This is a genomic window from Saccharothrix syringae, assembly GCF_009498035.1.
In the GTDB taxonomy this organism is placed as follows: domain Bacteria; phylum Actinomycetota; class Actinomycetes; order Mycobacteriales; family Pseudonocardiaceae; genus Actinosynnema; species Actinosynnema syringae.
On sequence record NZ_CP034550.1, the window covers coordinates 1,442,990 to 1,466,643 of the forward strand.

At 73.9% G+C, this 23,654-nt stretch carries 25 protein-coding genes and 1 pseudogene; 13 read left to right on the forward strand and 13 right to left on the reverse strand.

Translation table 11 applies throughout. The features are described from left to right. Nucleotides 1–149 precede the first annotated feature (149 nt). Nucleotides 150–1,430 (forward strand): ATP-dependent Clp protease ATP-binding subunit ClpX, encoded by a 1,281-nt coding sequence (gene clpX, locus EKG83_RS06770; RefSeq protein ID WP_033427644.1) that lies wholly within the window; start codon nucleotides 150–152, stop codon nucleotides 1,428–1,430. Nucleotide 1,431: 1 nt separating this feature from the next. Continuing rightward, entirely contained in the window at nucleotides 1,432–2,025 is a 594-nt protein-coding gene (locus tag EKG83_RS06775; protein ID WP_033427643.1) for an RBBP9/YdeN family alpha/beta hydrolase, read from the forward strand. A 12-nt stretch (nucleotides 2,026–2,037) separates the two neighbouring features. On the opposite strand, the gene EKG83_RS06780 is transcribed toward EKG83_RS06775, so the two are convergent. The 5 genes from EKG83_RS06780 to fdhD all read right to left on the reverse strand — a co-directional run bounded on the left by EKG83_RS06780 (nucleotide 2,038) and on the right by fdhD (nucleotide 6,591). Then, complete coding sequence (locus EKG83_RS06780; RefSeq protein ID WP_033427642.1) at nucleotides 2,038–3,234, reverse strand: adenylate/guanylate cyclase domain-containing protein; 1,197 nt, start codon at nucleotides 3,232–3,234, stop codon at nucleotides 2,038–2,040. A gap of 126 nt (nucleotides 3,235–3,360) precedes the next feature. Further along, nucleotides 3,361–3,681, reverse strand: a complete 321-nt coding sequence (locus EKG83_RS06785) for a hypothetical protein (RefSeq protein ID WP_153277918.1) — start codon at nucleotides 3,679–3,681, stop codon at nucleotides 3,361–3,363. Between the two features lie 17 nt (nucleotides 3,682–3,698). Then, entirely contained in the window at nucleotides 3,699–4,565 is an 867-nt protein-coding gene (locus tag EKG83_RS06790; RefSeq protein WP_051764393.1) for an alpha/beta hydrolase, read from the reverse strand. A 53-nt stretch (nucleotides 4,566–4,618) separates the two neighbouring features. Beyond that, on the reverse strand, nucleotides 4,619–5,770 hold the full coding sequence (locus tag EKG83_RS06795) for a CaiB/BaiF CoA transferase family protein (RefSeq protein WP_033427639.1): 1,152 nt from the start codon (nucleotides 5,768–5,770) through the stop codon (nucleotides 4,619–4,621). Continuing rightward, nucleotides 5,767–6,591 carry a formate dehydrogenase accessory sulfurtransferase FdhD gene (fdhD, locus tag EKG83_RS06800; protein ID WP_033427638.1) on the reverse strand — a complete coding sequence of 275 codons (825 nt, stop codon included), beginning with the start codon at nucleotides 6,589–6,591 and terminating at the stop codon, nucleotides 5,767–5,769. Before fdhD ends, EKG83_RS06795 begins: the two co-directional genes overlap by 4 nt. A gap of 67 nt (nucleotides 6,592–6,658) precedes the next feature. On the opposite strand from fdhD, the gene EKG83_RS06805 reads away from it, so the two are divergent. Genes EKG83_RS06805 through EKG83_RS06815 form a run of 4 tightly spaced genes read left to right on the forward strand, consistent with a single transcriptional unit; the run spans nucleotide 6,659 to nucleotide 10,176 of the window. After that, complete coding sequence (locus EKG83_RS06805; protein WP_033427637.1) at nucleotides 6,659–7,963, forward strand: OFA family MFS transporter; 1,305 nt, start codon at nucleotides 6,659–6,661, stop codon at nucleotides 7,961–7,963. Then, the gene (locus tag EKG83_RS49975) at nucleotides 7,960–8,067 is read left to right on the forward strand and encodes an MFS transporter small subunit (protein ID WP_428829910.1); all 108 of its coding nucleotides are present in this window, start codon (nucleotides 7,960–7,962) and stop codon (nucleotides 8,065–8,067) included. The genes EKG83_RS06805 and EKG83_RS49975 overlap by 4 nt, the downstream gene beginning before the upstream one ends. 9 nt (nucleotides 8,068–8,076) lie before the next feature. Beyond that, nucleotides 8,077–9,588, forward strand: a complete 1,512-nt coding sequence (locus tag EKG83_RS06810) for a phytoene desaturase family protein (RefSeq protein ID WP_033427636.1) — start codon at nucleotides 8,077–8,079, stop codon at nucleotides 9,586–9,588. Between the two features lie 54 nt (nucleotides 9,589–9,642). After that, on the forward strand, nucleotides 9,643–10,176 hold the full coding sequence (locus tag EKG83_RS06815; protein WP_033427635.1) for a hypothetical protein: 534 nt from the start codon (nucleotides 9,643–9,645) through the stop codon (nucleotides 10,174–10,176). Here EKG83_RS06815 and EKG83_RS06820 read toward each other — a convergent pair. Further along, complete coding sequence (locus tag EKG83_RS06820; protein WP_033427634.1) at nucleotides 10,173–10,655, reverse strand: hypothetical protein; 483 nt, start codon at nucleotides 10,653–10,655, stop codon at nucleotides 10,173–10,175. The genes EKG83_RS06815 and EKG83_RS06820 overlap by 4 nt on opposite strands. 92 nt (nucleotides 10,656–10,747) lie before the next feature. Between EKG83_RS06820 and EKG83_RS06825 the strand changes: the two genes are divergently transcribed. Continuing rightward, nucleotides 10,748–11,314, forward strand: a complete 567-nt coding sequence (locus EKG83_RS06825; RefSeq protein WP_170191739.1) for an ArsR/SmtB family transcription factor — start codon at nucleotides 10,748–10,750, stop codon at nucleotides 11,312–11,314. An 8-nt stretch (nucleotides 11,315–11,322) separates the two neighbouring features. Beyond that, nucleotides 11,323–11,523, forward strand: a complete 201-nt coding sequence (locus EKG83_RS06830; protein ID WP_033427633.1) for a hypothetical protein — start codon at nucleotides 11,323–11,325, stop codon at nucleotides 11,521–11,523. Between the two features lie 62 nt (nucleotides 11,524–11,585). On the opposite strand, the gene EKG83_RS06835 is transcribed toward EKG83_RS06830, so the two are convergent. The 3 genes from EKG83_RS06835 to EKG83_RS06845 all read right to left on the reverse strand — a co-directional run bounded on the left by EKG83_RS06835 (nucleotide 11,586) and on the right by EKG83_RS06845 (nucleotide 15,221). Next, complete coding sequence (locus EKG83_RS06835; RefSeq protein ID WP_033427632.1) at nucleotides 11,586–13,877, reverse strand: FdhF/YdeP family oxidoreductase; 2,292 nt, start codon at nucleotides 13,875–13,877, stop codon at nucleotides 11,586–11,588. Nucleotides 13,878–14,103: 226 nt separating this feature from the next. Further along, nucleotides 14,104–14,982 carry a hypothetical protein gene (locus tag EKG83_RS06840; protein ID WP_051764389.1) on the reverse strand — a complete coding sequence of 293 codons (879 nt, stop codon included), beginning with the start codon at nucleotides 14,980–14,982 and terminating at the stop codon, nucleotides 14,104–14,106. Continuing rightward, on the reverse strand, nucleotides 14,982–15,221 hold the full coding sequence (locus tag EKG83_RS06845) for a hypothetical protein (RefSeq protein ID WP_033427631.1): 240 nt from the start codon (nucleotides 15,219–15,221) through the stop codon (nucleotides 14,982–14,984). Before EKG83_RS06845 ends, EKG83_RS06840 begins: the two co-directional genes overlap by 1 nt. Nucleotides 15,222–15,334: 113 nt before the next feature. Between EKG83_RS06845 and EKG83_RS06850 the strand changes: the two genes are divergently transcribed. Genes EKG83_RS06850 through EKG83_RS06860 form a run of 3 tightly spaced genes read left to right on the forward strand, consistent with a single transcriptional unit; the run spans nucleotide 15,335 to nucleotide 19,703 of the window. Continuing rightward, nucleotides 15,335–17,965: a valine--tRNA ligase gene (locus EKG83_RS06850; RefSeq protein ID WP_033427630.1), complete on the forward strand. Its 2,631-nt coding sequence runs from the start codon at nucleotides 15,335–15,337 to the stop codon at nucleotides 17,963–17,965. Then, nucleotides 17,962–19,326 carry a bifunctional tetrahydrofolate synthase/dihydrofolate synthase gene (gene folC / locus EKG83_RS06855; protein WP_033427629.1) on the forward strand — a complete coding sequence of 455 codons (1,365 nt, stop codon included), beginning with the start codon at nucleotides 17,962–17,964 and terminating at the stop codon, nucleotides 19,324–19,326. Before EKG83_RS06850 ends, folC begins: the two co-directional genes overlap by 4 nt. A 26-nt stretch (nucleotides 19,327–19,352) precedes the next feature. Next, nucleotides 19,353–19,703, forward strand: coding sequence for a DUF4233 domain-containing protein (locus tag EKG83_RS06860; protein WP_153278871.1), 351 nt, complete (start codon nucleotides 19,353–19,355; stop codon nucleotides 19,701–19,703). Nucleotides 19,704–19,923: 220 nt separating this feature from the next. On the opposite strand, the gene EKG83_RS06865 is transcribed toward EKG83_RS06860, so the two are convergent. The 4 genes from EKG83_RS06865 to EKG83_RS06880 are packed head-to-tail and all read right to left on the reverse strand — an operon-like array spanning nucleotide 19,924 to nucleotide 22,209. Beyond that, nucleotides 19,924–20,154 carry a hypothetical protein gene (locus EKG83_RS06865; RefSeq protein ID WP_153277919.1) on the reverse strand — a complete coding sequence of 77 codons (231 nt, stop codon included), beginning with the start codon at nucleotides 20,152–20,154 and terminating at the stop codon, nucleotides 19,924–19,926. Between the two features lie 5 nt (nucleotides 20,155–20,159). After that, nucleotides 20,160–21,437: a WXG100 family type VII secretion target gene (locus EKG83_RS06870; RefSeq protein WP_033427626.1), complete on the reverse strand. Its 1,278-nt coding sequence runs from the start codon at nucleotides 21,435–21,437 to the stop codon at nucleotides 20,160–20,162. Next, nucleotides 21,434–21,736, reverse strand: coding sequence for a type VII secretion target (locus EKG83_RS06875; RefSeq protein WP_170191738.1), 303 nt, complete (start codon nucleotides 21,734–21,736; stop codon nucleotides 21,434–21,436). Before EKG83_RS06875 ends, EKG83_RS06870 begins: the two co-directional genes overlap by 4 nt. A gap of 11 nt (nucleotides 21,737–21,747) precedes the next feature. Then, a complete protein-coding gene (locus EKG83_RS06880; RefSeq protein ID WP_051764385.1) occupies nucleotides 21,748–22,209 on the reverse strand; it encodes a YbaB/EbfC family nucleoid-associated protein in 462 nt (153 codons plus the stop codon). A 133-nt stretch (nucleotides 22,210–22,342) separates the two neighbouring features. Between EKG83_RS06880 and EKG83_RS49510 the strand changes: the two are divergent. Both EKG83_RS49510 and EKG83_RS06890 read left to right on the forward strand, forming a co-directional pair. Further along, nucleotides 22,343–22,435, forward strand: a pseudogene (locus EKG83_RS49510) (alkaline phosphatase D family protein); the annotation flags it as partial. Nucleotides 22,436–22,654: 219 nt separating this feature from the next. Further along, complete coding sequence (locus EKG83_RS06890; protein ID WP_033427625.1) at nucleotides 22,655–23,275, forward strand: hypothetical protein; 621 nt, start codon at nucleotides 22,655–22,657, stop codon at nucleotides 23,273–23,275. The last annotated feature ends 379 nt before the right edge of the window (nucleotides 23,276–23,654 follow it).

Below are 23,654 nucleotides of genomic sequence, written 5' to 3' on the forward strand. Positions count from 1 at the left end.
TCGGGGGCACGCTGGTCCTCCCGCACAGGCGGGTGGGACGGGTACCGTCGAGGGGAACGGGCGGTCCCGCACCCAGCGGGCAATCGCCACACCAGCAGTCAGGCGCACCCGACCAGGTGGCGCGCCGGAGGGGACAGAGGTCAGCGGTCATGGCACGTATCGGTGACGGCGGCGACCTGCTGAAGTGCTCTTTTTGCGGTAAGAGCCAGAAGCAGGTGAAAAAACTCATCGCCGGACCGGGTGTCTACATCTGCGATGAGTGCATCGACCTCTGCAACGAGATCATCGAGGAAGAACTCGCGGAGGCCGGCGACGTCAAGCTCGACGAGCTGCCCAAGCCCGCCGAGATCCACGAGTTCCTCGACCAGTACGTGATCGGGCAGTCCGAGGCGAAGCGCACGCTGTCGGTGGCGGTCTACAACCACTACAAGCGCATCCAGGCGGGTGACCGCGGGCGCGAGGGGCGCGACGACGGCGTGGAACTCGCCAAGTCGAACATCCTCATGCTCGGCCCGACGGGCTGCGGCAAGACGTACCTGGCCCAGACGCTGGCCAAGATGCTGAACGTGCCGTTCGCCATCGCGGACGCCACGGCGCTGACCGAGGCCGGCTACGTGGGCGAGGACGTCGAGAACATCCTGCTCAAGCTCATCCAGGCGGCCGATTACGACGTCAAGCGCGCCGAGACCGGCATCATCTACATCGACGAGGTCGACAAGATCGCCCGGAAGAGTGAAAACCCGTCGATCACGCGCGACGTGTCCGGCGAGGGCGTGCAGCAGGCGCTGCTGAAGATCCTGGAGGGCACCACGGCGTCGGTGCCGCCCCAGGGCGGGCGCAAGCACCCGCACCAGGAGTTCATCCAGATCGACACCACGAACGTGCTGTTCATCGTGGCGGGCGCGTTCGCGGGCCTGGAGAAGATCATCCAGGACCGGATCGGCAAGCGCGGGCTCGGCTTCGGCGCCGAGGTGCGCACCAAGGCCGAGGTCGACGCGGCGGACTACTTCGCCGAGTCGATGCCGGAGGACCTGATCAAGTTCGGGCTCATCCCGGAGTTCATCGGCCGGTTGCCGATGGTCGCCAGCGTGACGAACCTGGACAAGGAGTCCCTGGTCCGCATCCTCACCGAGCCGAAGAACGCGCTGGTCAAGCAGTACCAGAAGCTGTTCGAGATGGACGGGGTGGAGCTGGAGTTCACCCGGACCGCGATGGAGGCCGTCGCCGACCAGGCGATCCTGCGCGGCACGGGCGCCCGGGGCCTGCGGGCGATCATGGAGGAGGTCCTGCTGCCGGTGATGTACGACATCCCCAGCCGCTCGGACGTCGCCAAGGTCGTCATCACCGAGCAGACGGTCAAGGAGAACGTGAACCCGACCATCGTGGCCCGGCAGCCCTCGCGCCGGGAGCGCCGCGAGAAGTCGGCCTGAGTTGTCCCTGCCGCACGCGCTGATCCTGCACGGCCTGGGCGGGTCCGGGCCGACGCACTGGCAGAACTGGCTGGCGGGCGAGCTGGCCCGCCACGGCGGGCCGGTGGACGTGCCGGTGCTCACCGAGCCGGACCGGCCCAGGTTGGCGGTGTGGCTCGACGAGCTGCGCGGCCACCTGGCCGCCATGCCGGTGTCGCCGTCACGCGAACGGGTGGTTGTCGCGCACTCGCTCGCGTGCCTGCTCTGGCTGCACCACGCGGCGGGGGACGTCGACGAGGCGCTGCGGGTCGACCGGGTCCTCCTGGTCGCCCCGCCCGCCCCGGACTACGCCGGCGAACCGCTCATCCGCGAGTTCCTGCACCCGGTGCTCGACCCCACCGCCGCGCGGCGGGCGGCGGTCTCCACCCGGGTCGTCACGGGCGAGGGCGACCCGTACTGCTCCCTGGCCAGGGCCAAGGAGCTGGCCGAGGCGCTGCGCGTCGACCTGGACGTCATCGTGGGCGGCGCCCACCTCAACGCGGACGCCGGCTACGGGGAGTGGCCCGCGGTGCTCAAGTGGGTGCGCAGCGACCGCACCTCGCTCACGCCGCGCTGACCCCGGGCCCGGCTAGAGCACCCGCCGCGCGCCGCCCGCGTCGGCGAACGAGCGCACCACCCGGTGCAGCGTCTCGAACACCTGGCCGGCGGACCGGTCCACCAGGTAGTGCGGCATGTCGCCGCGCTCCAGCACCGGCCCGGGCTCGCGGGGCACGCCCAGGTAGGGCGAGTACATGAGCAGGCCGTGCTCGTCGTCCAGGTCGGTGGCCAGGGCGGCGAACCCCGCGTAGTCCGGCACCTGGTGCACCTCGAAGCGGTCGGTGGCACCGGGGTGGCGCGCCTTGAACTCGCCCAGCCGCTCGACCGAACGGCGGATGCGGCCCGGCAGGTCCTCGTCGCGCTGCTGGGCCAGGGCGGCGACGGCGGGGCTGTCGGGCGCCAGGACCACGCAGCGGTACGTGCCGCCGCGCCGCAGGAACGACAGCACCGCGTTGCGGAAGGACGCGGGGCGCTCGGACGTGGTCAGGTAGCCGGCGCAGGTGTTCAGCGCGGTGCTCAGGTCGACCACCTCGTGCGCGGCGGTGTCGACGAGCCTGGCCTTGTCGGCCTGGGAGGGCCGCTCGCGGTAGGCGTGCACGGTCAGGCTGTCGGTGAACCCGCGGTGGGCCAGCCACAGGCGCTTCGCCGGGACGCCGGGCGGGGCGAGCACGTGGACCTGCCGGTCCTCGAACTCGCCCACCGCCTCGAAGCCCAGCACCAGGTCGCCGCCGATCCGGTGGACGTCCTCGGAGATGGCCAGGCAGTCGCCGGGGACGGCCTCCTCCAGGTGCGACACGAAGTTGATCTCCGGGGTGTGGATGGTCCCGGAGTCGCCGCTGTACCGGATGGTGCCCTTGTGCAGGGCGACGCGGACGTGCAGGGAGCAGCGCACGGCGATCCGGGCGAAGTGCTCGCGCACCTGGTGGAGGCGGTCGGTGACCAGGGCCCGGCCGGCGTTGAGCGCGGTGGCGAGGGCGGCGCTCTCGTTGTCGTCGTGGATCGCGAAGATGCCGCCGTCGCCGCGCCAGGACCACAGCTCCGCCCGGGCGCACCCGTGCTCGGCGGCGAGGTCGGCGATGCTCGACTCGGTGGTGGTGCGCAGCAGGTTGAACGCGTCGGACACCCGGTCGCGCGGGTGGTCGCGCACCGCCCGCGAGTAGCCCACGGCGTCCACCACCAGGAGGTACACGTTCTCGTAGGTCCGCCCGGCCTCGAAGCGCTCCGCCACCGCGACCCTCCCGGTTGTCTCGGTGGGCCCAGGATGCCGCAGCGGCGTGCGCACGGCCGGTAGCGCCGCGCTCACGAACCGGAAAAGCGCCCACCAGCGCGACGGCTCCCGGCGGGCCGCGACGGCTCAGGCGCCGACCGGCGCGCCGGCGGTCGGGAACGGGCCGGCCGCCGTTCGGCTCGGCCCGCCACCCGATCGCACGCGAACCGGCCGGACGCCGGGTCCGGCTGTGCCGCGCCCGCCCGGCCCCCGGGACGCGGCACCCGCTCGAACCCCGGCGAGCACCAGCGGCGGGGAGTCCACCCGGTCCAGGCGGGCGCTGCCGATCGAGGCGTCGTCGAGCAGGAGCGCCGGCACCCCCGTCGCCGGGCCGCTGCCGACGTCCGGGGCGGTGCGGCCGGGGCGGGGGTCAGGGGCGTCGGGGTGGGTCACCATGGTCCCGGGCAAGCAGGGACCTGTGGAGGTCAGCGGGAGATCCTGCGACCGAGGAAGCGGATCACGTCCGGGACGACCTTCCGGTAGAACGCGTCGTCGTGGCCGCCCGGGCCGACCGAGGCGACCGCGAGCCGCGTGCCGGCGATGAACCTGCGGGTGCCCTCGATGAACCGGTCGTGGTCGCCGACCCACACGCCGATCGGGGCGTCGCCCAGCGCGTCGAGGTTGCGCAGCGGGTCCAGCGACGCCCACTGGGCGGGGTCGCGGAAGGCGTTGCGCTTGGCCATCTCCTCCCACGACGTGATCAGGGCGGGCGAGATCGCGGCGACCGCGCCGACCCGCTCGCGCCGCTCGTGCTTGCGGCGCGCGTACAGCAGGGCGCCGAAGCCGCCCATGGACACGCCCGTGCAGGCGAACGGGGCGCCGTAGCCGCGCTCGGCCAGCCAGCCGGGCACCTCCTCCAGCAGCATCGCCATCGGGTCGTCGCCGGGGACGTTCTCGTGCCAGTAGTGGTCGTCGCCGTCGACCGCGACGAACCCGAACGGCGGCACCGAGCCGCGGTTGACCGCGGCCACCAGCACCTCCGGCATGCCGCCCACCGCGGCCAGCCGCGCCGTGCCGTAGCGGCCGTGCAGCAGGATCGACATGGGCAGGCCCTCGGTGGGCACGCCCGGCGGCACCATGGTGAGCAGGTCGACCTCGCGGCCGCGGTACCGCGAGCGCACCCGGTCCACGGTCACCACGGCCCGCTGCACGGCGGGCACCGGGCCGGCCACGCCCAGCGCGTACCGGAGGGCCTCGCCGAACGGCGCGTCGGTCCGGACGCCCGCGGTCACGCCCACCGCGGCGAGGGCGCCACCGCCCAGGGCGGTGAGCACGGTACGCCTGCCGACCATGTCCCCTCCAGTGCTCCACCTCGACATCGCCGGGGACGGGGACGGCGTTTCGCTCAGTCGGGTGATGCTGCCCGCACCCGCTCGACACCCAGCTCCCGCAGGACCCGCTCGGTGTGCTCGCCCGGCGCGGGCACGGGCGCCGGCTCCCAGCCCCAGGCGTCGGAGTCGACCGGCGGGCGCAGCGCGGTGACCTCGCCGCCGGGCACGGGCACCGGGGTCAGCCGGCCGCGCGCGGTCAGCTGCGGGTGCGCGGGCAGGTCGGCCACGTCGCGGGTGCGGGCCGCGGGCACGTCCGCCGCGTCCAGGGCGGCCAGCAGCCCGCCCGCGGTCCAGCCGGAGAAGTCCAGGGCCTCGTGCAGCTCGGCGCGGTGGGCGACGCGGGAGGCGACCGTGCCGAAGCGCGGGTCGTCGGCCAGGCCGGGGCGGCCCAGCACCGCGCACAGCCGGCGCCACTGCGGGTCGTTCTGCACGGCCAGGTGCACGGTGCCGTCCGCGCACGGGAACGGCCCGTAGGGCGCGATGCTGGGGTGGTGCGCGCCGGTGCGCGGCGCGGCGGCACCGGTGCCCGCCGCGTACAGCATCGGCTGGTGCATCCACTCGGCCATCGCCTCGAACAGCGACAGGCGCAGCGTGGCGCCCTCGCCGGTGCGGGCCCGGTGCAGCAGGGCGGCCAGCACGGCGGCGTGGAGCTGCACGCCGGCGGCGATGTCGGCCACCGAGATGCCGGCCCGGGCGGTGACCTCGCCGTCGCCGGTCAGCCCGACCAGGCCCGTCTCGGACTGGACCAGGGCGTCGAACGCCTTGCGCCCCGCGTACGGGCCGTCCGCGCCGTAGGCGGACAGCTCGCCGACCACCAGCCCGGGCCTGGCCCGGCGCAGGGTGTCGGCGTCCAGGCCCAGGCGGCGGGCGGCGCCGGGGGACAGGTTGCACAGCACCACGTCGGCGAGGTCGACCAGGCGGTCGACCACCTCGCGGTCGGCCGGGTCCTTGAGGTCGAGCGCCACCGACTCCTTGCCCGCGTTGGTCCAGGCGAAGTAGGACGACACCGAGCCGCACGCGGTGTCGTAGTCGCGGGCGAAGTCGCCGCCGCCGGGTCGCTCGACCTTGATCACCCGCGCGCCCAGGTCGGCCAGCAGCCGGGAGGCGTACGGGACGGCGACGGCCTGCTCCAGGCTGAGCACGACCACGCCGTCGAGCGGCCTCACGCGATCACCCGTTCGTGGCCGGTGTAGACGTTCATGGAGTCGCCGCGCAGGAACCCGACCAGCGTCACGCCCTGCTCCTCGGCCAGCTCGGCGGCCAGCGACGAGGGCGCGGACACGGCCGCCAGCACCGGCACGCCCGCCATCGCGGCCTTCTGCACCAGCTCGAACGACGCCCGCCCGGACACCACCAGCACGGTCCCGGTCAGCGGCACCCGGTCGCCCAGCACCGCCCAGCCCAGCACCTTGTCCACCGCGTTGTGCCTGCCCACGTCCTCGCGCACCACCAGCGCCTCGCCCGCGGTGGTGAACAGCCCGGCGGCGTGCAGCCCGCCGGTCGAGGCGAACACCTTCTGCCGCTCGCGCAGCGCGTCCGGCAGGCCGGCCAGCACGTCGACGTCGACCTCGGCGGGGTCGCCCGCGGGGGAGTAGCGGGTCTTGAGCCTGACCGCGTCCAGCGCCGCCTTGCCGCACACCCCGCACGAGGAGGTGGTGTAGAAGTTCCGCTCGACGCCCGCCTCCGGCGCGGCCACGCCGTCGGCCAGGGCCAGGTCCAGCACGTTGTAGGTGTTCGCCCCGTCCGGGCCGGTGCCCGCGCAGAACCGCGCCACCGCCACGTCGGCCAGGCCGCCGATCACGCCCTCGGAGAGCAGGAACCCGTGCGCCAGCTCCACGTCGTGGCCCGGGGTGCGCATGGTCACGGCCAGCGCCCGGCCGCCTACGCGCAGCTCCAGCGGCTCCTCGGCGGCCAGCGCGTCGACCCGCCTGCGGGACGTTCGTCGCGCGTAGGTGACCACTGGGCGACGCACGGTGACTCGGCCCATCGTCGAACTCCTTCTCCAGGCTAAGTTTCCCCGCAAGCCAATCACCAGGCTACGGAGGTGTCGGCCAATGGGTTTCCTGGACCGCTCCAGGACGATCGCCCCGCCGGACTGGAACCGCTGGCTGGTACCGCCCGCCGCGCTGTCGGTGCACCTGGCCATCGGCCAGGCGTACGCGTGGAGCGTGTTCAAGCCGCCCTTGGAGAGCGCCCTGGGGCTCACCGGCACGCAGAGCGCGCTGCCGTTCCAGCTCGGCATCGTGATGCTCGGCCTGTCCGCGGCGTTCGGCGGCACGCTGGTGGAGCGCAACGGCCCGAGGTGGGCCATGTTCGTGTCGGCCACCTGCTTCTCGTCCGGGTTCCTCGTCTCCGCGCTGGGCGCCTGGACCGAGCAGTACTGGCTGGTCGTGCTCGGCTACGGGGTCGTCGGCGGCGTCGGCCTGGGCATCGGCTACATCTCGCCGGTGTCCACGCTGATCAAGTGGTTCCCGGACCGGCCGGGCACGGCCACCGGCATCGCCATCATGGGTTTCGGCGGCGGCGCGCTGATCGCCTCGCCCTGGTCGGCGTGGATGCTGGGGTCCTTCGGCCGCGACAGCACCGGCATCGCGCTGGCGTTCCTGGTCCACGGCCTGGTGTACGCGGTGTTCATGTCGGTGGGCGTGCTGCTGGTCCGGGTGCCCGAGCGGACCGGGGAGCGGGCGGTGGTGCGGTCGGCGGTCAACGTGTCGGCCCGCAACGCCCTGCGCACGCCGCAGTTCTGGTGCCTGTGGGTCGTGCTGTGCTTCAACGTGACCGCGGGCATCGGCATCCTGGAGAAGGCCGCGCCGATGATCCGGGACTTCTTCGCGGGCACGCCCGTCCCGGTCGCCGCGGGCGCCGCCGCCGGGTTCGTGGCCCTGCTGTCGCTGGCCAACATGGTCGGCCGGATCGCCTGGTCGTCCACATCGGACCTGGTGGGCCGCAAGAACGTCTACCGCCTCTACCTCGGCGTCGGCGCGCTGACCTACCTGGTGCTCGCGCTGGCGGGCAACGCGTCCAAGCCGCTGTTCGTGGTCTGCGCGATGCTGATCCTGTCGTTCTACGGCGGCGGGTTCGCCACCGTCCCGGCCTACCTGAAGGACCTGTTCGGCACCTACCAGGTGGGCGCCATCCACGGCCGGCTGCTCACCGCGTGGTCGCTGGCCGGCGTGCTCGGGCCGCTGATCGTCAACGCCATCGCCGACGGCCGGGCGGCGGCGGGCAGGACCGGTCCGGACCTCTACACGACCTCGCTGTTCATCATGATGGGGCTGCTGCTGGTCGGCTTCGTGGCCAACGAGCTGATCCGGCCGGTGGCGGCGAAGTACCACGAGCCGGAAGGGGCGCTGCGGTGAACCGGAGGGGACTGGTGGTGTTCGCCTGGCTCTGGGTCGGGCTCCCGCTGGCCTACGGGCTGGTCGAGCTGATCCGCAAGGTCACCGCGCTGTTCACCGGCTAGGGTCGGCAGGTGGGCAACTACGACGTGGTGGTGGTCGGCGGCGGGCACAACGCGCTGGTCGCGGCGGCCTACCTGGCGCGTGCCGGGCGGCGGGTCCTGGTGCTGGAGAAGCTCGACCACGTCGGCGGCGCCGCCGTGAGCGAGCAGGCGTTCCCGGGCGTCGGCGCGCGGCTGTCGCGGTACTCCTACCTGGTCAGCCTGCTGCCCGACCGCGTGGTGGCCGACCTGGGGCTGCGCGTGCGGCTGCGGTCGCGCGCCGCGTCCTCGTACACGCCGGCGGGCGACCTGCTCGTCGAGCGGGAGCCGGGCCCGGCGACCGCCGCCTCGTTCCGCGCGCTGACCGGGTCCGACGCCGAGTTCGAGCGCTGGCGGCGCTGGTACGGGGAGCTGGAGGGGTTCGCCCGGGCGCTCGCGCCGACCGCGCTGGAGCCGCTGGTGCCCCGCGAGCGGGCGCGGTCGCTGGTCGACCCGGCCGTGTGGGACCGGGTGGTGGAGCGCCCGCTGGGCGAGACCCTGGAGGAGCTGTTCACCCACGACGTGGTGCGCGGCGTGGTGGCGACCGACGGGTTGATCGGCACGCACGCGTCGCTGCACGACCTGGCCGCCAACCGGTGCTTCCTGTACCACGTCGTCGGCAACGGCTCGGGGGAGTGGCTGGTGCCCGTGGGCGGCATGGGCGCGGTGACCGCCGAGCTGCTGCGGGTGGCGCGGGAGGCGGGCGCGGAGGTCGTGACCGGCGCCGAGGTGTCCCGGGTTGACGCCGACGGCACCGCGGCGGAGGTCGAGTACGACGGCCGGGTGGTGGGCGCGCGGTTCGTGCTCTCCGGTGTCGCGCCGGCCACCCTGGACGTCCTGCGCGGTCGGCCGCGGCCCGCGGTGGCCGAGGGCTGCCAGGTGAAGGTCAACATGCTGCTGGAGCGGCTGCCGCGGTTCCGCTCGGGCGTGGACCCGCGGCTGGCGTTCGCGGGCACGCTGCACCTGGACGAGTCGTACGGGCAGCTGGAGGCCGCGTACCGGGAGAGCGCCGCCGGGCGGGTGCCCCCGGTGCTGCCGGCGGAGATGTACTGCCACACGCTGACCGACCCGTCGATCCTCGCGCCCGACCTGGCCGGGCGCGGGTGGCACACGCTGACGCTGTTCGGCCTGCACACGCCCGCCGCGCTGTTCGAGGCCGACAACGCGGGGCTGCGCGACGAGCTGGTCGGGCGCTACCTGGCCGCGTTGGACGAGCACCTGGTCGAGCCGATCGAGTCGTGCCTGGCCACCGACGCCGACGGGCGGCCGTGCCTGGAGGCCCGCACGCCGCTGGACCTGGAGGCGGAGCTGGGCCTGCCGCGCGGCAACATCTTCCACGGCGCGCTGTCCTGGCCGTTCGCCGAGACCCCGGAGGAGGTCGGCCGCTGGGGCGTGGAGACCGACGTGGCCAACCTGCTCACCTGCGGTTCGGGCGCGCGGCGCGGCGGCGGGGTCAGCGGCATCGGCGGGCACAACGCGGCGATGGCCGTGCTGGCGGCTTCCTGAGGGCCCGCTGACGGCTTCAGCGGTCCCTCAGCGCGACGGCGCGACGCTGGGCGCGTGAACAAGATCAGGGTGTTGACCCTCACCGTGGCACTGCTGCTCACGACCACCGCGGCGGCGACGGCCGAGGAGCCCCGGCACGCGGCCGGCGTCTCCGGCAGCGCACGCGTCCACTACGCCTACTCGCCCGACGACGACATCAGGTTCCGGTTCGACGCGCACGCCGCGCCCTACAGCAGGCCCACCCCGGAGGCGCCGGGCGGGCTGCCCACCGACGCGCGCGGCACGGTCCGCTTCTCCCACGCCCGGGACGGCGTGACCTACACGGCCGAGGCCGAGGTGGACTGCCTGCTCACCGGAGGTCCGGTCGCCACCCTCACCGCCGTGCTCACCGGTTCCTCGCACGGCCGGCTGCCGATCGGGGCCCGGCTGGGCTTCAGCGTCCTGGACGGCCGCCCCGACCGGATGGGCTTCTCGTGGGGCGTGGCCGACGGGACCGACCTGCGGCCGTGCCTGGCGCCGGCGCCGTTCGCGCCCGTGGTCGAGGGCGGTTTCCGGGTGCGGCACGGCGACCTGCCGCCGCTGCCCTAGAGCCCCGCGAGCAGCGTCGACACGAGCTGCTGCACCCGCGCGGCGTTGGCGCCGGAGCTGACCGCGACCTCGACCGTGCCGCGCCGGGCCACCACGAGGGTGTGCACGACCTCGCCGCTGGTGGTCGTGGCGCGGTACGCCTCGTCCGGCAGGTCGGGCACGTCGGTGGTGCTCGCGTGCTCGGCGCGGCGCGCGGCGAACGAGGCCGCGTCCGCGCCCGTGGTGAACCGGACCTCCGCGCCGCCGCCGTCGTAGGTGCAGGTCACCACGTTGTCGCGGATCGCCTGGCGGGAGTGGTTGAGCCGCAGGCCCAGCACCTCCCCGACCACGTCCTGCGGCGCGTCCGCGCAGCTCACGCCGGCCGACTCGGTGGCGGTCGGCGGCGGCTCGGTGCTCGTGGTCGGCGCAGGCGCCGGTTCGGCGGAGCACGCGCCGAGCGCGAGCAGCGCCGCGGCGGCGAGCGCGGTCCTGGCGTTCACACCCGGTGTCGTCGGCCGGGCGGTCGGCATCGTTACCCGCGTATCTAAAGGTTTCTTGCTAAAGGAGTCTTGCTAAAGCTATCTTCATGTACGTGGCCGAGTCCGACCTGATCCGCGATCCCAAGGCGCTGCGCGCGTTGGCGCACCCGTTCCGCTGGAAGCTCATCGCGGTGCTGAGCGGTGAGGGGCCGTGCACCGCCACCCGGTGCGCCGAGCTGACCGGCGAGAGCGTGGCCAGCTGCTCCTACCACCTGAACATGCTGGCCAAGTACGGGTTCGTGGAGGAGGTGCCCGACCAGGGGCGGCAGAAGCCGTGGCGGCTGGCGCGCCGGGACCAGAGCTGGTCGAGCCTCGGCCTCGACCAGGAGGGCGCACTGGCCGCCGAGGCGGCGAGCGAGGCGTTCCTGGAGCAGGAGTTCGCCTCGATCCGCGAGCGCTTCCGCCGCAGGGAGCTCGAACCGGAGGAGTGGCGCCGGGTCGTCGGCATCGACGCCACGCTCAACTTCCTCACCGCCGAGGAGGCGCGGGCGGCGCTGGAGGAGGTCCGCGAGGTGCTGCGCCGCCACGCCGACCGGGTGGACCCCGACGCCCGGCCGGACGGGGCCCGACCGGTCCGCTTCCTGCTGGCCACCACCGTGATGCCCAAGCGCGACAACTAGGGGGGACCATGTCGCACGACCACCTGCTGCTCGGCGTGGCGACGCAGCGCATGCACGAGCGGGAGCGCGCCGCCGAGCGCCACCGACTGGTCGGGGGAAAGCGCTTGCGCGCCCTGTCCGGCTGGGTCCGGCTCGACTGGCGCGTGGTGCGGGGGCACCGCGAGCTGGTCGCGGGCTTCGGCGTCTCCTGGCGCCGGGCGCCCGGCTAGGCCGGCTCCGGCAGGAGCGACCCCGGCCGGCCGGACGACCTGTCGGGGACGCCGCCGAGGCGTCAGTCGACCGGCTCCAGCCGCACCACGACCGACTTCGACGTGGGCGTGCCCGACACCTCGGCGGTGGAGTCGAGCGGCACCAGGGCGTTGGCTTCGGGGAAGTACGCCGCCGCGCAGCCGCGGGCCGTCGGGTAGGCCACCACGCGGAAGCGGGGCGCGCGCCGCTCGGTCACGCCCGTCGGGTCGTCGGGCCACTCGCCGACCAGGTCCACGTACCGCCCGTCGCCCAGGCCGAGCTCGGCCAGGTCGTCGGGGTTGACGAACACCACCCGCCTGCCGTCCTTCACGCCCCGGTAGCGGTCGTCCAGGCCGTAGATCGTGGTGTTGTACTGGTCGTGGCTGCGCAGGGTCTGCAGCAGCAGCCGGCCCGGCGGCACCTCCAGCACGGTCAGCGCGTTGGCGGTGAACTGCGCCTTGCCGGTGCGGGTCCCGGTGAACTCGCGGGCGTCGCGCGGGGCGTGCGGCAGCACGAAGCCGTCCGGCCGGCGCACCCGCTCGTTGTAGTCCTCGCACCCCGGCACGACCCGCGCGATCCGGTCGCGGATCAGGTCGTAGTCCTTCTCGAACTCCTCCCACGGCACCGGGTGGTCCGGCCCGAGCACGGCGCGCGCCAGCCGGCAGACGATCGACACCTCGGACAGCAGCCGGTCGCTCGCCGGTTCGAGGCGGCCCCGCGAGCGGTGCACCACCGACATCGAGTCCTCGACCGTGACGAACTGCTCGCCGCCGTGCTGGAGGTCGCTCTCGGTGCGGCCCAGCGTCGGCAGGATCAGCGCGGTGCGGCCGTGCACCACGTGCGACCGGTTCAGCTTGGTCGACACGTGCACGGTCAGGTCCAGGCCCCGCAGCGCGGCCTCGGTCACCGGCGTGTCCGGCGTGGCCGAGGCGAAGTTGCCGCCCACCGCGAAGAACACCTTCACCCGGCCGTCGCGCATGGCCCGGATCGAGCCCACCGTGTCGTAGCCGTGGGCGCGCGGCACGGCGATGCCGAACTCCGCCTCCAGCCCGGCCAGGAACCGCTCGGGCATCTTCTCCCAGATGCCCATGGTCCGGTCGCCCTGCACGTTGGAGTGGCCGCGCACCGGGCACAGCCCCGCGCCGCGCTTGCCGATCATGCCGCGCAGCAGCGCCACGTTCGCGACCTCGCGGATGGTCGGCACGGCGTGCCGGTGCTGGGTCAGGCCCATCGCCCAGCAGAAGATCGCGCGCTCCGAGGAGGCCAGCAGCCGCGCGAACCGCTCGACCTGCGCGCGGGGCAGGCCGGTGGCCCGGTCGACGGCCGCCCAGTCCAGCCGCCGCACGTGCGCGGCGTACTCGTCGAACCCGTGCGTGCCCGCCTCGACGAACCCCCGGTCCACCGCGTCCCAGGACAGCAGCAGGTTGCCCACCGCCTGGAACAGCGCCTGGTCGCCGCCCAGCCGGATCTGCAGGAACTCGTCGGCCAGCGGCGTGCCCGGACCGACCAGGCCGCGCGCGTTCTGCGGGTTCTTGAACCGCAGCAACCCGGCCTCGGGCAGCGGGTTCACCGCCACGATCCGCGCGCCGGCGCGCTTGGCGTCCTCCAGCGCGGACAGCATCCGCGGGTGGTTGGTGCCCGGGTTCTGGCCCACCACCACGACCAGGTCGGCGTGGGCGAAGTCGTCGATGCCCACCGAGCCCTTGCCGATGCCGGTGGTCTCCGACAGCGCCGCGCCGGAGGACTCGTGGCACATGTTCGAGCAGTCGGGCAGGTTGTTGGTGCCGAAGGAGCGGACCAGCAGCTGGTAGAGGAACGCGGCCTCGTTGCTGGTGCGGCCGGAGGTGTAGAACACGGCCTCGTCGGGGCTCGCCAGGCCGCCCAGCCGCGAGGCGACCAGCTCGAACGCGTCCTGCCAGGAGATCGGCTCGTAGTGCGTCGCGCCCTCGCGCAGCACCACCGGCTCGGTGAGCCTGCCCTGCTGCCCCAGCCAGTAGTCGGTCTTCCCGGCCAGCTCGGCGACCGGGTGCTCGCGGAAGAAGTCCGGGCCGACGCGGCGCCTGGTGGCCTCCTCGGCCACCGCCTTGGCGCCGTTCTCGCAGAACTCGGCCAGCCTGCGGTGCCCCTGCGGCTCGGGCCACGCGCAGCCGGGGCAGTCGAAGCCCTCGCGCTGGTTGAGCAGCCGCAGCGTGGTCGCGGTCCGGGTCACGCCCATCTGCTCCACGCCGCGCTTGAGCGAGACGGCCACGCCCGGCAGCCCGGCCGCCCAGCGCTTGGGCTCGCGCACGTCGAGCTGCGACTCGTCCACGTCCTGCCGCGGTGGCCTGCGTTCCATGGTCGACATTGTGCCGCCGGCGCACCCCGCGCGAGTACGCCGGCGGTCTCCCCGATCGACCGGCCGGGCAGGCCGGCGCGCGTCCGCTGGGCACGGGCCGCAAGGGGTTGCGTCGACCCGTGCACCCGGCGCCGTCACCTGCGACGATCCGGAGATCAACGTCAATTGTGAGCTGCGCCACAACCCGGCGAATCGGCCGAACGGGTGACCTCTGGCGCCGGTCCGGTCAGCCCGGGCAGCCGTCGGTCGGCGACGCGGGCGCGCCGACGTCGAACTCCAGCCCCGGCGGCAGGTCCGGCTGCGCGAACGCCGGGGCGAGGTAGCCGCGCGCGGCGGCCGAGCACGAGATCGAGCGCAGCGTGCCCAGCGAGTCGTCGGCCCACAGCCCCTCGACGCCGGGCGGGCCCGAGCGCACCGAGTAGCGCACCTGGAACCGGGCCACCGCCACCGCGTCCAGCGGCCCGCGCACCTCCTCGGGCCGGTCCGGGCGGAAGGCGTAGGCGAAGGTGTAGTCGGTGCGCACCACCAGCTCGCCCGCCGGACCCGCCTCGGCGGCCATCTCGCCCAGCACCTTCGGCTCGGCCTCGGCCAGCCGGGCGCCCCGGTCCACCCGGGTCGCCAGCAGCGCCGCCTCGCCGTCGTTGCGCCCGTCGAACAGGGTGCGCAGCGAGTCCCGCAGGTCCGGCGCGAACAGCGCGACCAGCGGCTCCGGGTCGTGGTCGACCAGCACCCGCCGGTCCAGCCGCGCGGTGACCACCGCCTGCCGCACCCGCGCGTAGGCGTCGGCCACCTGCTCGGCGGTGAAGCCGCCGACCGGCTCCGCCCGCGGCGCCACGACCCCGTCCGCGCCGTCGGCCCACGTCGTCGCGGTGGTGCCCGCGAACGGCTCGTCCGGGTCGAACGCGTCCGACCGCCCCGACCGGGTGGCGAACACCGCCCACACCAGCAGCCCGGCCACCACCGCCGCGGCCACCCCGGCCAGGTGCCCGCGGCGGGGCCGCCACGACCGCAGCCGCCGCCACCGCGCCTCGCGCCGCGCGCGCCGCAGCGCGTCCCGCGCCCACCCCTCGTCCCGCAGGTCCGGGTGGTCCTCGATCCCGTCCACTACGCGCGGCACCCCACCGGGAGCGCACCGGGGGCGGTGGCGCCACCGCGGCCGCGCGGGAGGGCCCGGCGTACCGGCCGGTCCGCGCCGGCGCCACCGGCGGTCCCGGCGCCGACCGGGACCCCGTCGCGGTCGAACCGGTGCCCCGGCCGGGTCCGCGGCCACTGCTCGTCGTTCGGGCCCGGGCGGTCCTCCGGGGTGTCCCCACCCGGCCCGAACCGCTCGTCGCTCTCGCCCATCCCCCCGGCTCCCCCGGTCGTGCGTCACCCGTGCGCGCGACAGCATCACACGTCGACGGCGTTACCAGGTATCTGAGTCGAAGTCGATACTCGCGCCTCCGTAGACTTCCACCGTGACTGAGACGCCCACCGCACCGCAGCGCTCCGAACTCCCGCCGGCCTGGAACCCGGCCGAGGTAGAGGCCGGCCTGTACCAGCGGTGGGTCGAGCGCGGCTACTTCACCGCCGACGCGGGCAGCGACAAGCCGCCGTTCACCATCGTGCTGCCCCCGCCCAACGTCACCGGCAGCCTGCACATGGGCCACGCCCTCAACCACAGCGTCATGGACGCGCTGACCCGGCGCCGCCGGATGCAGGGCTACGAGGTGCTGTGGCTGCCCGGCATGGACCACGCGGGCATCGCCACCCAGACCGCGGTCGAGCGCGCCCTGGCGAGCGAGGGCCGCTCCCGCCACGACCTGGGCCGCGAGAAGTTCGTCGAGCGGGTCTGGGAGTGGAAGGCCGAGTACGGCGGCAGGATCCTCGACCAGATGCGCCGCCTCGGCGACGGCGTGGACTGGAGCCGCGAGCGGTTCACCATGGACGAGGGCCTGTCCCGCGCCGTCCAGACCATCTTCAAGAAGCTCTACGACGACGGCCTGATCTACCGCGCCGAGCGCATCATCAACTGGTGCCCGCGCTGCCAGACCGCGCTGTCGGACATCGAGGTCGACCACTCCGACGACGAGGGCGAGCTGGTCTCGATCCGGTACGGGTCGGGCGAGCGCTCGATCGTGGTGGCCACCACCCGCGCCGAGACCATGCTGGGCGACACCGCGGTCGCGGTGCACCCGTCCGACGAGCGCTACCGGCACCTGATCGGCACCGAGGTCGAGGTGCCGCTGACCGGGCGGTTCGTGCCGGTCGTGGCCGACGAGCACGTCGACCCCGAGTTCGGCACCGGCGCGGTCAAGGTGACCCCGGCGCACGACCCGAACGACTTCGAGATCGGCCGGCGCCACGACCTGCCCGCGCTGACCGTGATGGACGGCCGCGGCGTGATCACGGTCCGGGGCCCGTTCGAGGGCCTGGACCGGTTCGAGGCGCGCCCGGCCGTGGTCGCCGCCCTGCGCGAGCAGGGCCGGATCGTCGCCGAGAAGCGCCCCTACACCCACTCGGTCGGCCACTGCTCGCGCTGCGACACGGTCATCGAGCCGCGGCTGTCCATGCAGTGGTGGGTCAAGGTGGAGCCGCTGGCGCGGGCGGCGGGCGACGCGGTCCGCGACGGCCGCACCGCCATCCACCCGCCGGAGCTGGCCAAGCGCTACTTCGACTGGGTCGACAACCTCAACGACTGGTGCATCTCGCGCCAGCTCTGGTGGGGCCACCGCATCCCGGTCTGGTACGGCCCGGACGACCAGGTGGTCTGCGTCGGCCCCGACGAACAACCGCCCGGCGAGGGCTGGGTGCAGGACGAGGACGTGCTGGACACGTGGTTCTCGTCCGGCCTGTGGCCGTTCTCCACGCTGGGCTGGCCCGACCGCACCGACGACCTGGCCAGGTTCTACCCGACCGGCGTGCTGTCCACCGGCTACGACATCCTGTTCTTCTGGGTCGTCCGGATGATGATGTTCGGCCTGTACGCCATGGACGGCAGGCAGCCGTTCGACCACGTCTTCCTGCACGGCCTGATCCGCGACGCGCAGGGCAAGAAGATGTCCAAGACGCGCGGCAACGGCATCGACCCGCTGGACTGGATGGACGCCTACGGCGCCGACGCCACCCGGTTCACCCTGCTGCGCGGCACCAGCCCGGGCTCGGACCTGGCCGTGGCCGAGGAGTGGGCGGCGGGCTCGCGCAACTTCACCACCAAGCTGTGGAACGCCACCCGGTTCGCGCTGAACAACGGCGCGACGGTCGAGCGGCCGCTGCCCGCGCGCGAGGAGCTGACCGACGCCGACCGCTGGGTCGTCGACCTGCTCGACGCGCTCGTGGTCGACGTGGACCGGGCCTTCGAGGGCTTCCAGTTCGCCCGGCTCAGCGAGGCGCTGTACCACTTCACCTGGGACGAGTTCTGCGACTGGTACCTGGAGCTGGCCAAGGTCCAGCTCGCCGAGGGCGGCGCGCGCGCCGAGGCCACCCAGGCGGTGCTCGGCCACGTGCTCGACGTGCTGCTGCGGCTGCTGCACCCGCTGACGCCGTTCATCACCGAGACCCTGTGGACCACGCTGACCGGCGGCGAGTCGCTGGTGGTCGCGGACTGGCCGAAGCCCACCGGCGTCGAGCGCGACGAGGTCGCCGCGCAGCGCGTCGAGGGCCTGAAGAAGCTGGTCACCGAGATCCGCCGGTTCCGCTCCGACCAGGGCCTCAAGCCCGGCCAGCGGGTCGCGGGCAAGGTGCGCGGCGCGTGCTGCGTCGACCTGGCCGACCAGGTGCCGTCGGTGCGGGCGCTGACCCGGATGACCGAGCCCGGCGAGGAGTTCGCCCCGTCGGTGTCGCTCGACGTCGGCCTGCCCAAGGGCACGGTGAAGGTCGAGCTGGACCTGTCCGGCGCGATCGACGTGGTCGCCGAGCGCAAGCGCCTGGCCAAGGACCTCGCGGTGGCGGAGAAGGAACGCGCCCAGTGCGAGGGCAAGCTCGGCAACGCCGGGTTCCTGGCCAAGGCGCCCGCCGACGTGGTGGCCAAGATCCAGGCGCGGCTCGACGCGGCCAACGCCGAGATCGACCGCATCAACGCCCGGCTCGACACCCTCCCCCAGTCGTGAGCGGCTTCGAGCAGGGGGCGCTGGAGGAGCTGCGCCAGGTCGAGGCGGAGCTGAACACCCGCTGGCCCGAGACCAAGCTGGAGCCGAGCCTGGACCGGATCCGGCAGCTCGCGGACCTGCTCGGCGACCCGCAGCGGTCCTACCCGGTGGTGCACGTCGGCGGCACGAACGGCAAGACGTCCACCTCGCGCATGGTCGACGCGCTGCTCACGCGCGTCGGCCTGCGCACCGGCCGGTACACCAGCCCGCACCTCCAGCTGGCCACCGAGCGGATCAGCGTGGACGGCGCGCCGATCAGCCCCGAGCGCTACGTCGAGGTCTACCGGGACGTCGAGCCGTACCTGGCGATCGTGGACGGCCGCAACGAGGTGCCGATGAGCAAGTTCGAGGTGCTCACCGGCATGGCGTTCGCCGCGTTCGCCGACGCGCCGGTGGACGCCGCCGTGGTCGAGGTCGGCATGGGCGGCTCGTGGGACGCCACCAACATCGCCGACGGCAAGGTCGCGGTGATCACCCCGATCGGCCTGGACCACGTCGAGTACCTGGGCGGCGACATCGCGGGCATCGCCGAGGAGAAGTCCGGGATCATCAAGCCCGGCTCGGTCGCCGTGCTGGCCCAGCAGGAGGCCGCCGCGGAGCAGGTGCTGCTGCGGCGGTGCGCCGAGGTGGACGCCAGCGTGGCGCGGCTGGGCTCGGAGTTCGGCGTGCTGCACCGCGACGTCGCGGTCGGCGGCCAGGTGCTGCGGCTCCAGGGGCTCGGCGGCGTGTACGAGGACGTGTTCCTGCCGCTGCACGGCGCCCACCAGGCCGCGAACGCGGTGCTGGCGCTGGCCGCGGTGGAGGCGTTCTTCGGCGCGGGCGCCGACCGGCAGTTGGACGTGGAGGCGGTGCGCGAGGCGTTCGCCGGCGTGTCCTCGCCGGGCAGGCTGGAGCGGGTGCGCTCGGCGCCGACCGTGCTGGTCGACGCGGCGCACAACCCGCACGGCGCGCAGGCGCTGGCGCGGGCGCTGGACGAGGAGTTCGGCTTCCGCAAGCTGGTCGCGGTGGTCGGCGTGATGGACGACAAGGACGCGGTGGGCATCCTGTCCGCGCTGGAGCCGGTGGTGCAGGAGGTCGTGCTGACCGCGAACTCCTCCACCCGGGCCATGGACCCCGACCTGCTCGCGGGCGTGGCGATCCCGATCTTCGGCGAGGACCGGATGTTCGTACGGCCGCACCTGCCCGACGCGCTGGAGGAGGCGGTCCGGCTCGCCGAGGAGGACGACGACGGCGACGTGCTCTCCGGCGGCGGCGTCGTGGTGACCGGCTCGGTGGTGACCGCGGGCGAGGCGCGGGCCCTGTTCGGCAAGGAGCCGTCGTGACCGCGCCCGCGCCGAAGAAGGACCCGATGAAGGGCTTCCGGGGCATCATGGCGGGCACGCTGGTCCTGGAGGCGATCGTGGTCGCCCTGGCGCTGCCGGTGGTGGCCAAGCTGGGCGGCGGCATCGGCACCGGCACCGGGTTCCTGGTGCTCGGCCTGATCGTCGCGTTCATCGCCACGTGCGGGGTGCTCAAGCGCCCGTGGGCGGTGCACGTGGTGGTGGCGCTGCACGTGGTGATGGTGGCGTCGTGGTTCCTGATGACCGCGCTGGGCGGCATCGGCGTGGTGTTCAGCCTGGTGTGGGTGTACCTGTTCTGGCTGCGCCGGGACGTGGTCAGGCGGATGGCCGAGGGGCGGTTGCCCAGCCAGCGGCAGTAGTCCGCGACGCCTTCGCGTTCGGCGGTGCGGCGACCGCCCGGTGCTCACCCGCGGCGTGCGGTCCGGCGACGTGACCGCCGACGGCGGCCTGGTGCGGACGCGGGCCGACCGGCCCGCGCGGATGCCGGTCGAGGTGTCGTCGGACCCCTCGGTCCGGCGCGCCCGGGTGGTGCGCGGCCCGCTGCTCTCGCCCCGGGACCGGCGGCACGGGCCGGGTGCGTCAGCTCTGGTGCACCAGCCGATCCGGCGCGGCCTTCGTGTCGAGCCAGGTCCTGGCCAGCTTGCCCGCCGCCGCGCGGAACACGCCGTCGCGGTTGCCGTCGTCGGGCGTGATGGTCTCCGACCGCTTGTCCAGGACGAGGTACCGCTGCGCTCCGCCGTCGGTGTGGAACCGGTAGCGCGCCTCGGCTTCGGTCTCGTCCTCCTTGTGCAAGTACACGAGCATCGCCATCGCGATCACCTCCAGGGTTCGCTGTAGTCCTCATTGGACGCGGGCGGGATCTGGTTCTCCCACCGCGACACGTCGTTGGCCGCCGCGTGGGCTTCCCGGTACGAGGCGTTCGGGTTCTGCCGCCAGTATCGCGCCTCGGCGAGTTCGTGTTCGAGCAGGGCGATGTCCGAGGGTTGCGCCCGGCCCGACCGCAGCCTCAGCCACGCCTCCGCCATGTCGGGGTTGGGGTCGAAGCGGGCCATGACCGTGCCCCCGTCGACGCCCTCCAGCGGGTGCAGGTCCTCGAACACGTGGTTCTTGATCTGCTCGATCTCGGCGCGGCTGAAGCCGGTGCCGCCCCCGGCCCGGGGCACGTCGGCGACGTGGCCCGCGACGTCGCCGACGTCGTCGGACCCGCGGATCGACTGGTACGCGTTCTCCGACCAGCGGTCGATGCGGTCGTAGGCGCGCAACGACCCGTCGTCCACCGGCCGCGCGCCGCCGGTCTGGCCGGGACGGGGCAGTTCACCGCCCGACCTGGCCGGGGCCTTGAGGTCGTCCAGCACCTTGCGGACCTGGCCGAAGACGTCACCGAGCCGGCGTAGCAGCGGGACGAGCTCGCCGATCGTCCGCACCAGCTTCTTGAGGATGTCGCCGATCTTCGCGGCCCACCGGGCCACGGCCGCCGACGCCTGCGCGACCACGACCGGCGTGGCCAGGCCGAGCGTGAACGCCACCTCGGCCGCCCAGGAGATCAGCCGCCCCACGAGGTCGGCGATCAGGTCCCGCACGACCTCGCGCACGACGGCGACGACGACGCCGGCCATCTCCACGGCCGAGCCGAACCCGTCGGCGGCGGTGGACGCGCCGCCGAGCACCTCGGCGGTGTTCTCGGCGGCGGCCCGGTAGGCGTCACCCGCCTGTCCCTGCCACCCGGCGGTGTCGCTCGCCACGTCACGCGTGTAGTCGTCGCGGACGTCGGCCACGGCTTTGGCGACGTTCTTCCAGGTGGCCGCGTGGGAGGCGACGAGGTCGGCGTTGCCCGCGAGCCAGTCCAACGCGTCGGACAGCGGCTTGACGTGCTCGATCAACCACGAGACGCCGGCCGAGACCAGCGAGCCCAGCGGGTCGACGACGACGCTCAGCGCCTCCAGGCCGACGCCCGCGACGCCCATGCCGATGTCGAGCCAGCTACCGCTCTCGATGCCGGACTTGATGTCGGCGGCGGACTCGGCGATCCCGATGCCGGAGTACCACCGCGTGCTGTCCTGGACAGGGGCGACGAGCGGATTGGTGTCGGTCAACGCAGGCTCCCGAAGGTGACCGCGGCATCGTCCTCGCGCTGCTCGTACTCGTCGGCCGTGTACTTCACCCGGGTGGCGATGTCGGCCATCCCCTTGGTGCCGGCCGTCAACGCGTCATCGGCCTGGTCCTCGATGCCGCGCATGACCGAGGGCAGGAATTGGCACAGCTGTCCGTAGGCGCCGTCGGCCATGCTCACCGTGCGGGCGGCGTGCACCGCCTCGCCCAGCCGTTCGGCCAGTGCTTCCAGCCTGGCGGCGTGCGCGCGCAGCTCACCGGGCAGGACGTCGTAACCGCTCACCACCGCCTCCTTCACCTGAGGTAGGACTCGTCGCCGAAGTCGTCGTCATCCCGACGACTCCGCGGTGCGGGTGGCGGGGCGTCGCCGAAGCGGTCGCGGTACGCGTCCACGACCATCCGGCGGGTGTCCGGCAGGTCGTCGCCCACCTGTGCCTCCGTCGCGGCCCGGACCTCACCGGCGATCCGCGCGCGGGCGGCGTTCAGGGTGTTCATGAACAGCGGACCGAGGTCGTCGGGGCGCACCGGGACCGCCCGATCGGTGAACCGCACGTCCACCGGTGAGCCGGTGGAGTCGACGGTCACGACCACCGCGCCGTTGGGGCTGGTCTCCGTCACCCGGATCCGCTCCACCTGGTCGCGCAACGCCTGCAGGCGATCGGCCCGGCTGCGCATCCCCTCGACCCAGTTGTCGATGCTGCGCTCCGCCTGCTCCGGATCTCCGCTCAACAGGCCGTCCCACCGTGGCTCCGCCATGCGACGGTTATAGCCGGGTGCTGCCGGAGTGATCACGCGATCGGGAGAAATTCCACTCGATACGCGCCTCCTCGGCGGGCGTACCCGCCGAGAAGGCAGGTCGTATGCATACCCGGAAGTGGTGCTGACGTTGCCTCAGCACACCGAGAGGCGGGTGGACGTGCTCGCCGCGCGGGCGTTCCGGGCGTTCCACGAGTGGCAGCCGATCGACCCGCGGCAGGCCGTGTCCACCGCGGGTTCCGCCACGGCGCACCACTACTCGCCGAGCGTGCGCCAACGCCCCGCCGGCGGCCAACGCCCCGCCGCTAAACGGGGTCCGGCACTTCGGCGAGGTGGAGGTGTCGCGGGACGGCGAGCCGACCGCGTGGCTGCGCGACGTCACCGGCCGGTCGCGGTGGAGCAGGACCCTCCAACCGCGGCGCCGCTGAGGTGTGACACTGGCGGCATGACGCCACCCCACCCCGCGTCCGGCGGCCTCCCGTCGCCGGACGCGGTGCGCCGGCTGGTGACCCGCGGCCGGCCCGCGGAGTTCCCGCTCCCGCCGACGGTCCCCTGGTCCGGGGTGCCGGCCGCGGCCGAGGGGTTGCGCGCCGGGTTGGGCGCGGACGACCTGCTCGTCATCGCCTCGCCCGGCGCCGGACCGGGGCGGCCGCCGTCGCTCGTGGTCCGGCGGCTGGTCGACCGGGACGAGGCCCGTCGGCTGCGCGGCCCGCTGGAGGCGCTGGTGGCGGAGTTCCGCGACCTCGCCCACCGGCTGGCCGTGCCGTTCCGGCTGCACGTCGAGCCGGCCCTCGTGGGCGGGGACGAGTACCCGGACGAGCTGGAGGCGGCGGGCGAGACCTGGTCGCTGCACGTCCACGGCGAGCACTGCCTGTTCGCCGGCCTGGTCAGCGGGAGGGAGGTCGAGGTGAACACCGACGACCCCGACGCGGTCGACCCCGGGTTCCTGCTGCGGTACGCCGAGTCGACGGGACGCCACGCGGAGGTCCGGGCCGCCTGCGTCGAGGGCTTCCACGACATGGACCGGATGCTGACCCTGGCCGGCCTCGGGCCGCGCCGGGGGTGACACCCGAGCGGTTCGCCGACGGGGACCGGCCGACGCACCGCTGCTCGCCGGAGCGTGCGGTGTTCCAGGGCTTCGGCGCGACGTCGTCGACCCCGCTTCCGGCGCGGGCAGGTGCGCCGCGCCCGGCTGATCCGGGCGCTGCGGTACGAGGTCACCAGGCGCGCCGAGGACGACGGCTGCTCGTGCCCCGACCCGGACGACCGGCACGCCCGGGCCGTCGCGGCGGGCGGGGCGGAGGCGGTGGCCCGCGCCACTCGACGGTCAAGGACCCGTCGGGCAACCGGGTGTGGCTCCACCAGGGGTGAGAGCTGCAAGATCCTGCAAGCAGTTGCAGCCTTCTGGACCTTGTTACACCGGCTTCGACGTGGTTTTGTGCACT

What these genes read in the sequence shown, in the direction of transcription:
- clpX (WP_033427644.1), top strand. Translation starts at nt 150, where the DNA reads ATGGCACGTATCGGTGACGGCGGCGACCTGCTGAAGTGCTCTTTTTGC.
- EKG83_RS06790 (WP_051764393.1), bottom strand. Translation starts at nt 4,565, where the DNA reads ATGGTCGGCAGGCGTACCGTGCTCACCGCCCTGGGCGGTGGCGCCCTC.
- fdhD (WP_033427638.1), bottom strand. Translation starts at nt 6,591, where the DNA reads ATGGGCCGAGTCACCGTGCGTCGCCCAGTGGTCACCTACGCGCGACGA.
- EKG83_RS06805 (WP_033427637.1), top strand. Translation starts at nt 6,659, where the DNA reads ATGGGTTTCCTGGACCGCTCCAGGACGATCGCCCCGCCGGACTGGAAC.
- EKG83_RS06830 (WP_033427633.1), top strand. Translation starts at nt 11,323, where the DNA reads ATGTCGCACGACCACCTGCTGCTCGGCGTGGCGACGCAGCGCATGCAC.
- EKG83_RS06835 (WP_033427632.1), bottom strand. Translation starts at nt 13,877, where the DNA reads ATGGAACGCAGGCCACCGCGGCAGGACGTGGACGAGTCGCAGCTCGAC.
- EKG83_RS06845 (WP_033427631.1), bottom strand. Translation starts at nt 15,221, where the DNA reads ATGGGCGAGAGCGACGAGCGGTTCGGGCCGGGTGGGGACACCCCGGAG.
- EKG83_RS06860 (WP_153278871.1), top strand. Translation starts at nt 19,353, where the DNA reads ATGAAGGGCTTCCGGGGCATCATGGCGGGCACGCTGGTCCTGGAGGCG.
- EKG83_RS06865 (WP_153277919.1), bottom strand. Translation starts at nt 20,154, where the DNA reads ATGGCGATGCTCGTGTACTTGCACAAGGAGGACGAGACCGAAGCCGAG.
- EKG83_RS06880 (WP_051764385.1), bottom strand. Translation starts at nt 22,209, where the DNA reads ATGGCGGAGCCACGGTGGGACGGCCTGTTGAGCGGAGATCCGGAGCAG.
- EKG83_RS06890 (WP_033427625.1), top strand. Translation starts at nt 22,655, where the DNA reads ATGACGCCACCCCACCCCGCGTCCGGCGGCCTCCCGTCGCCGGACGCG.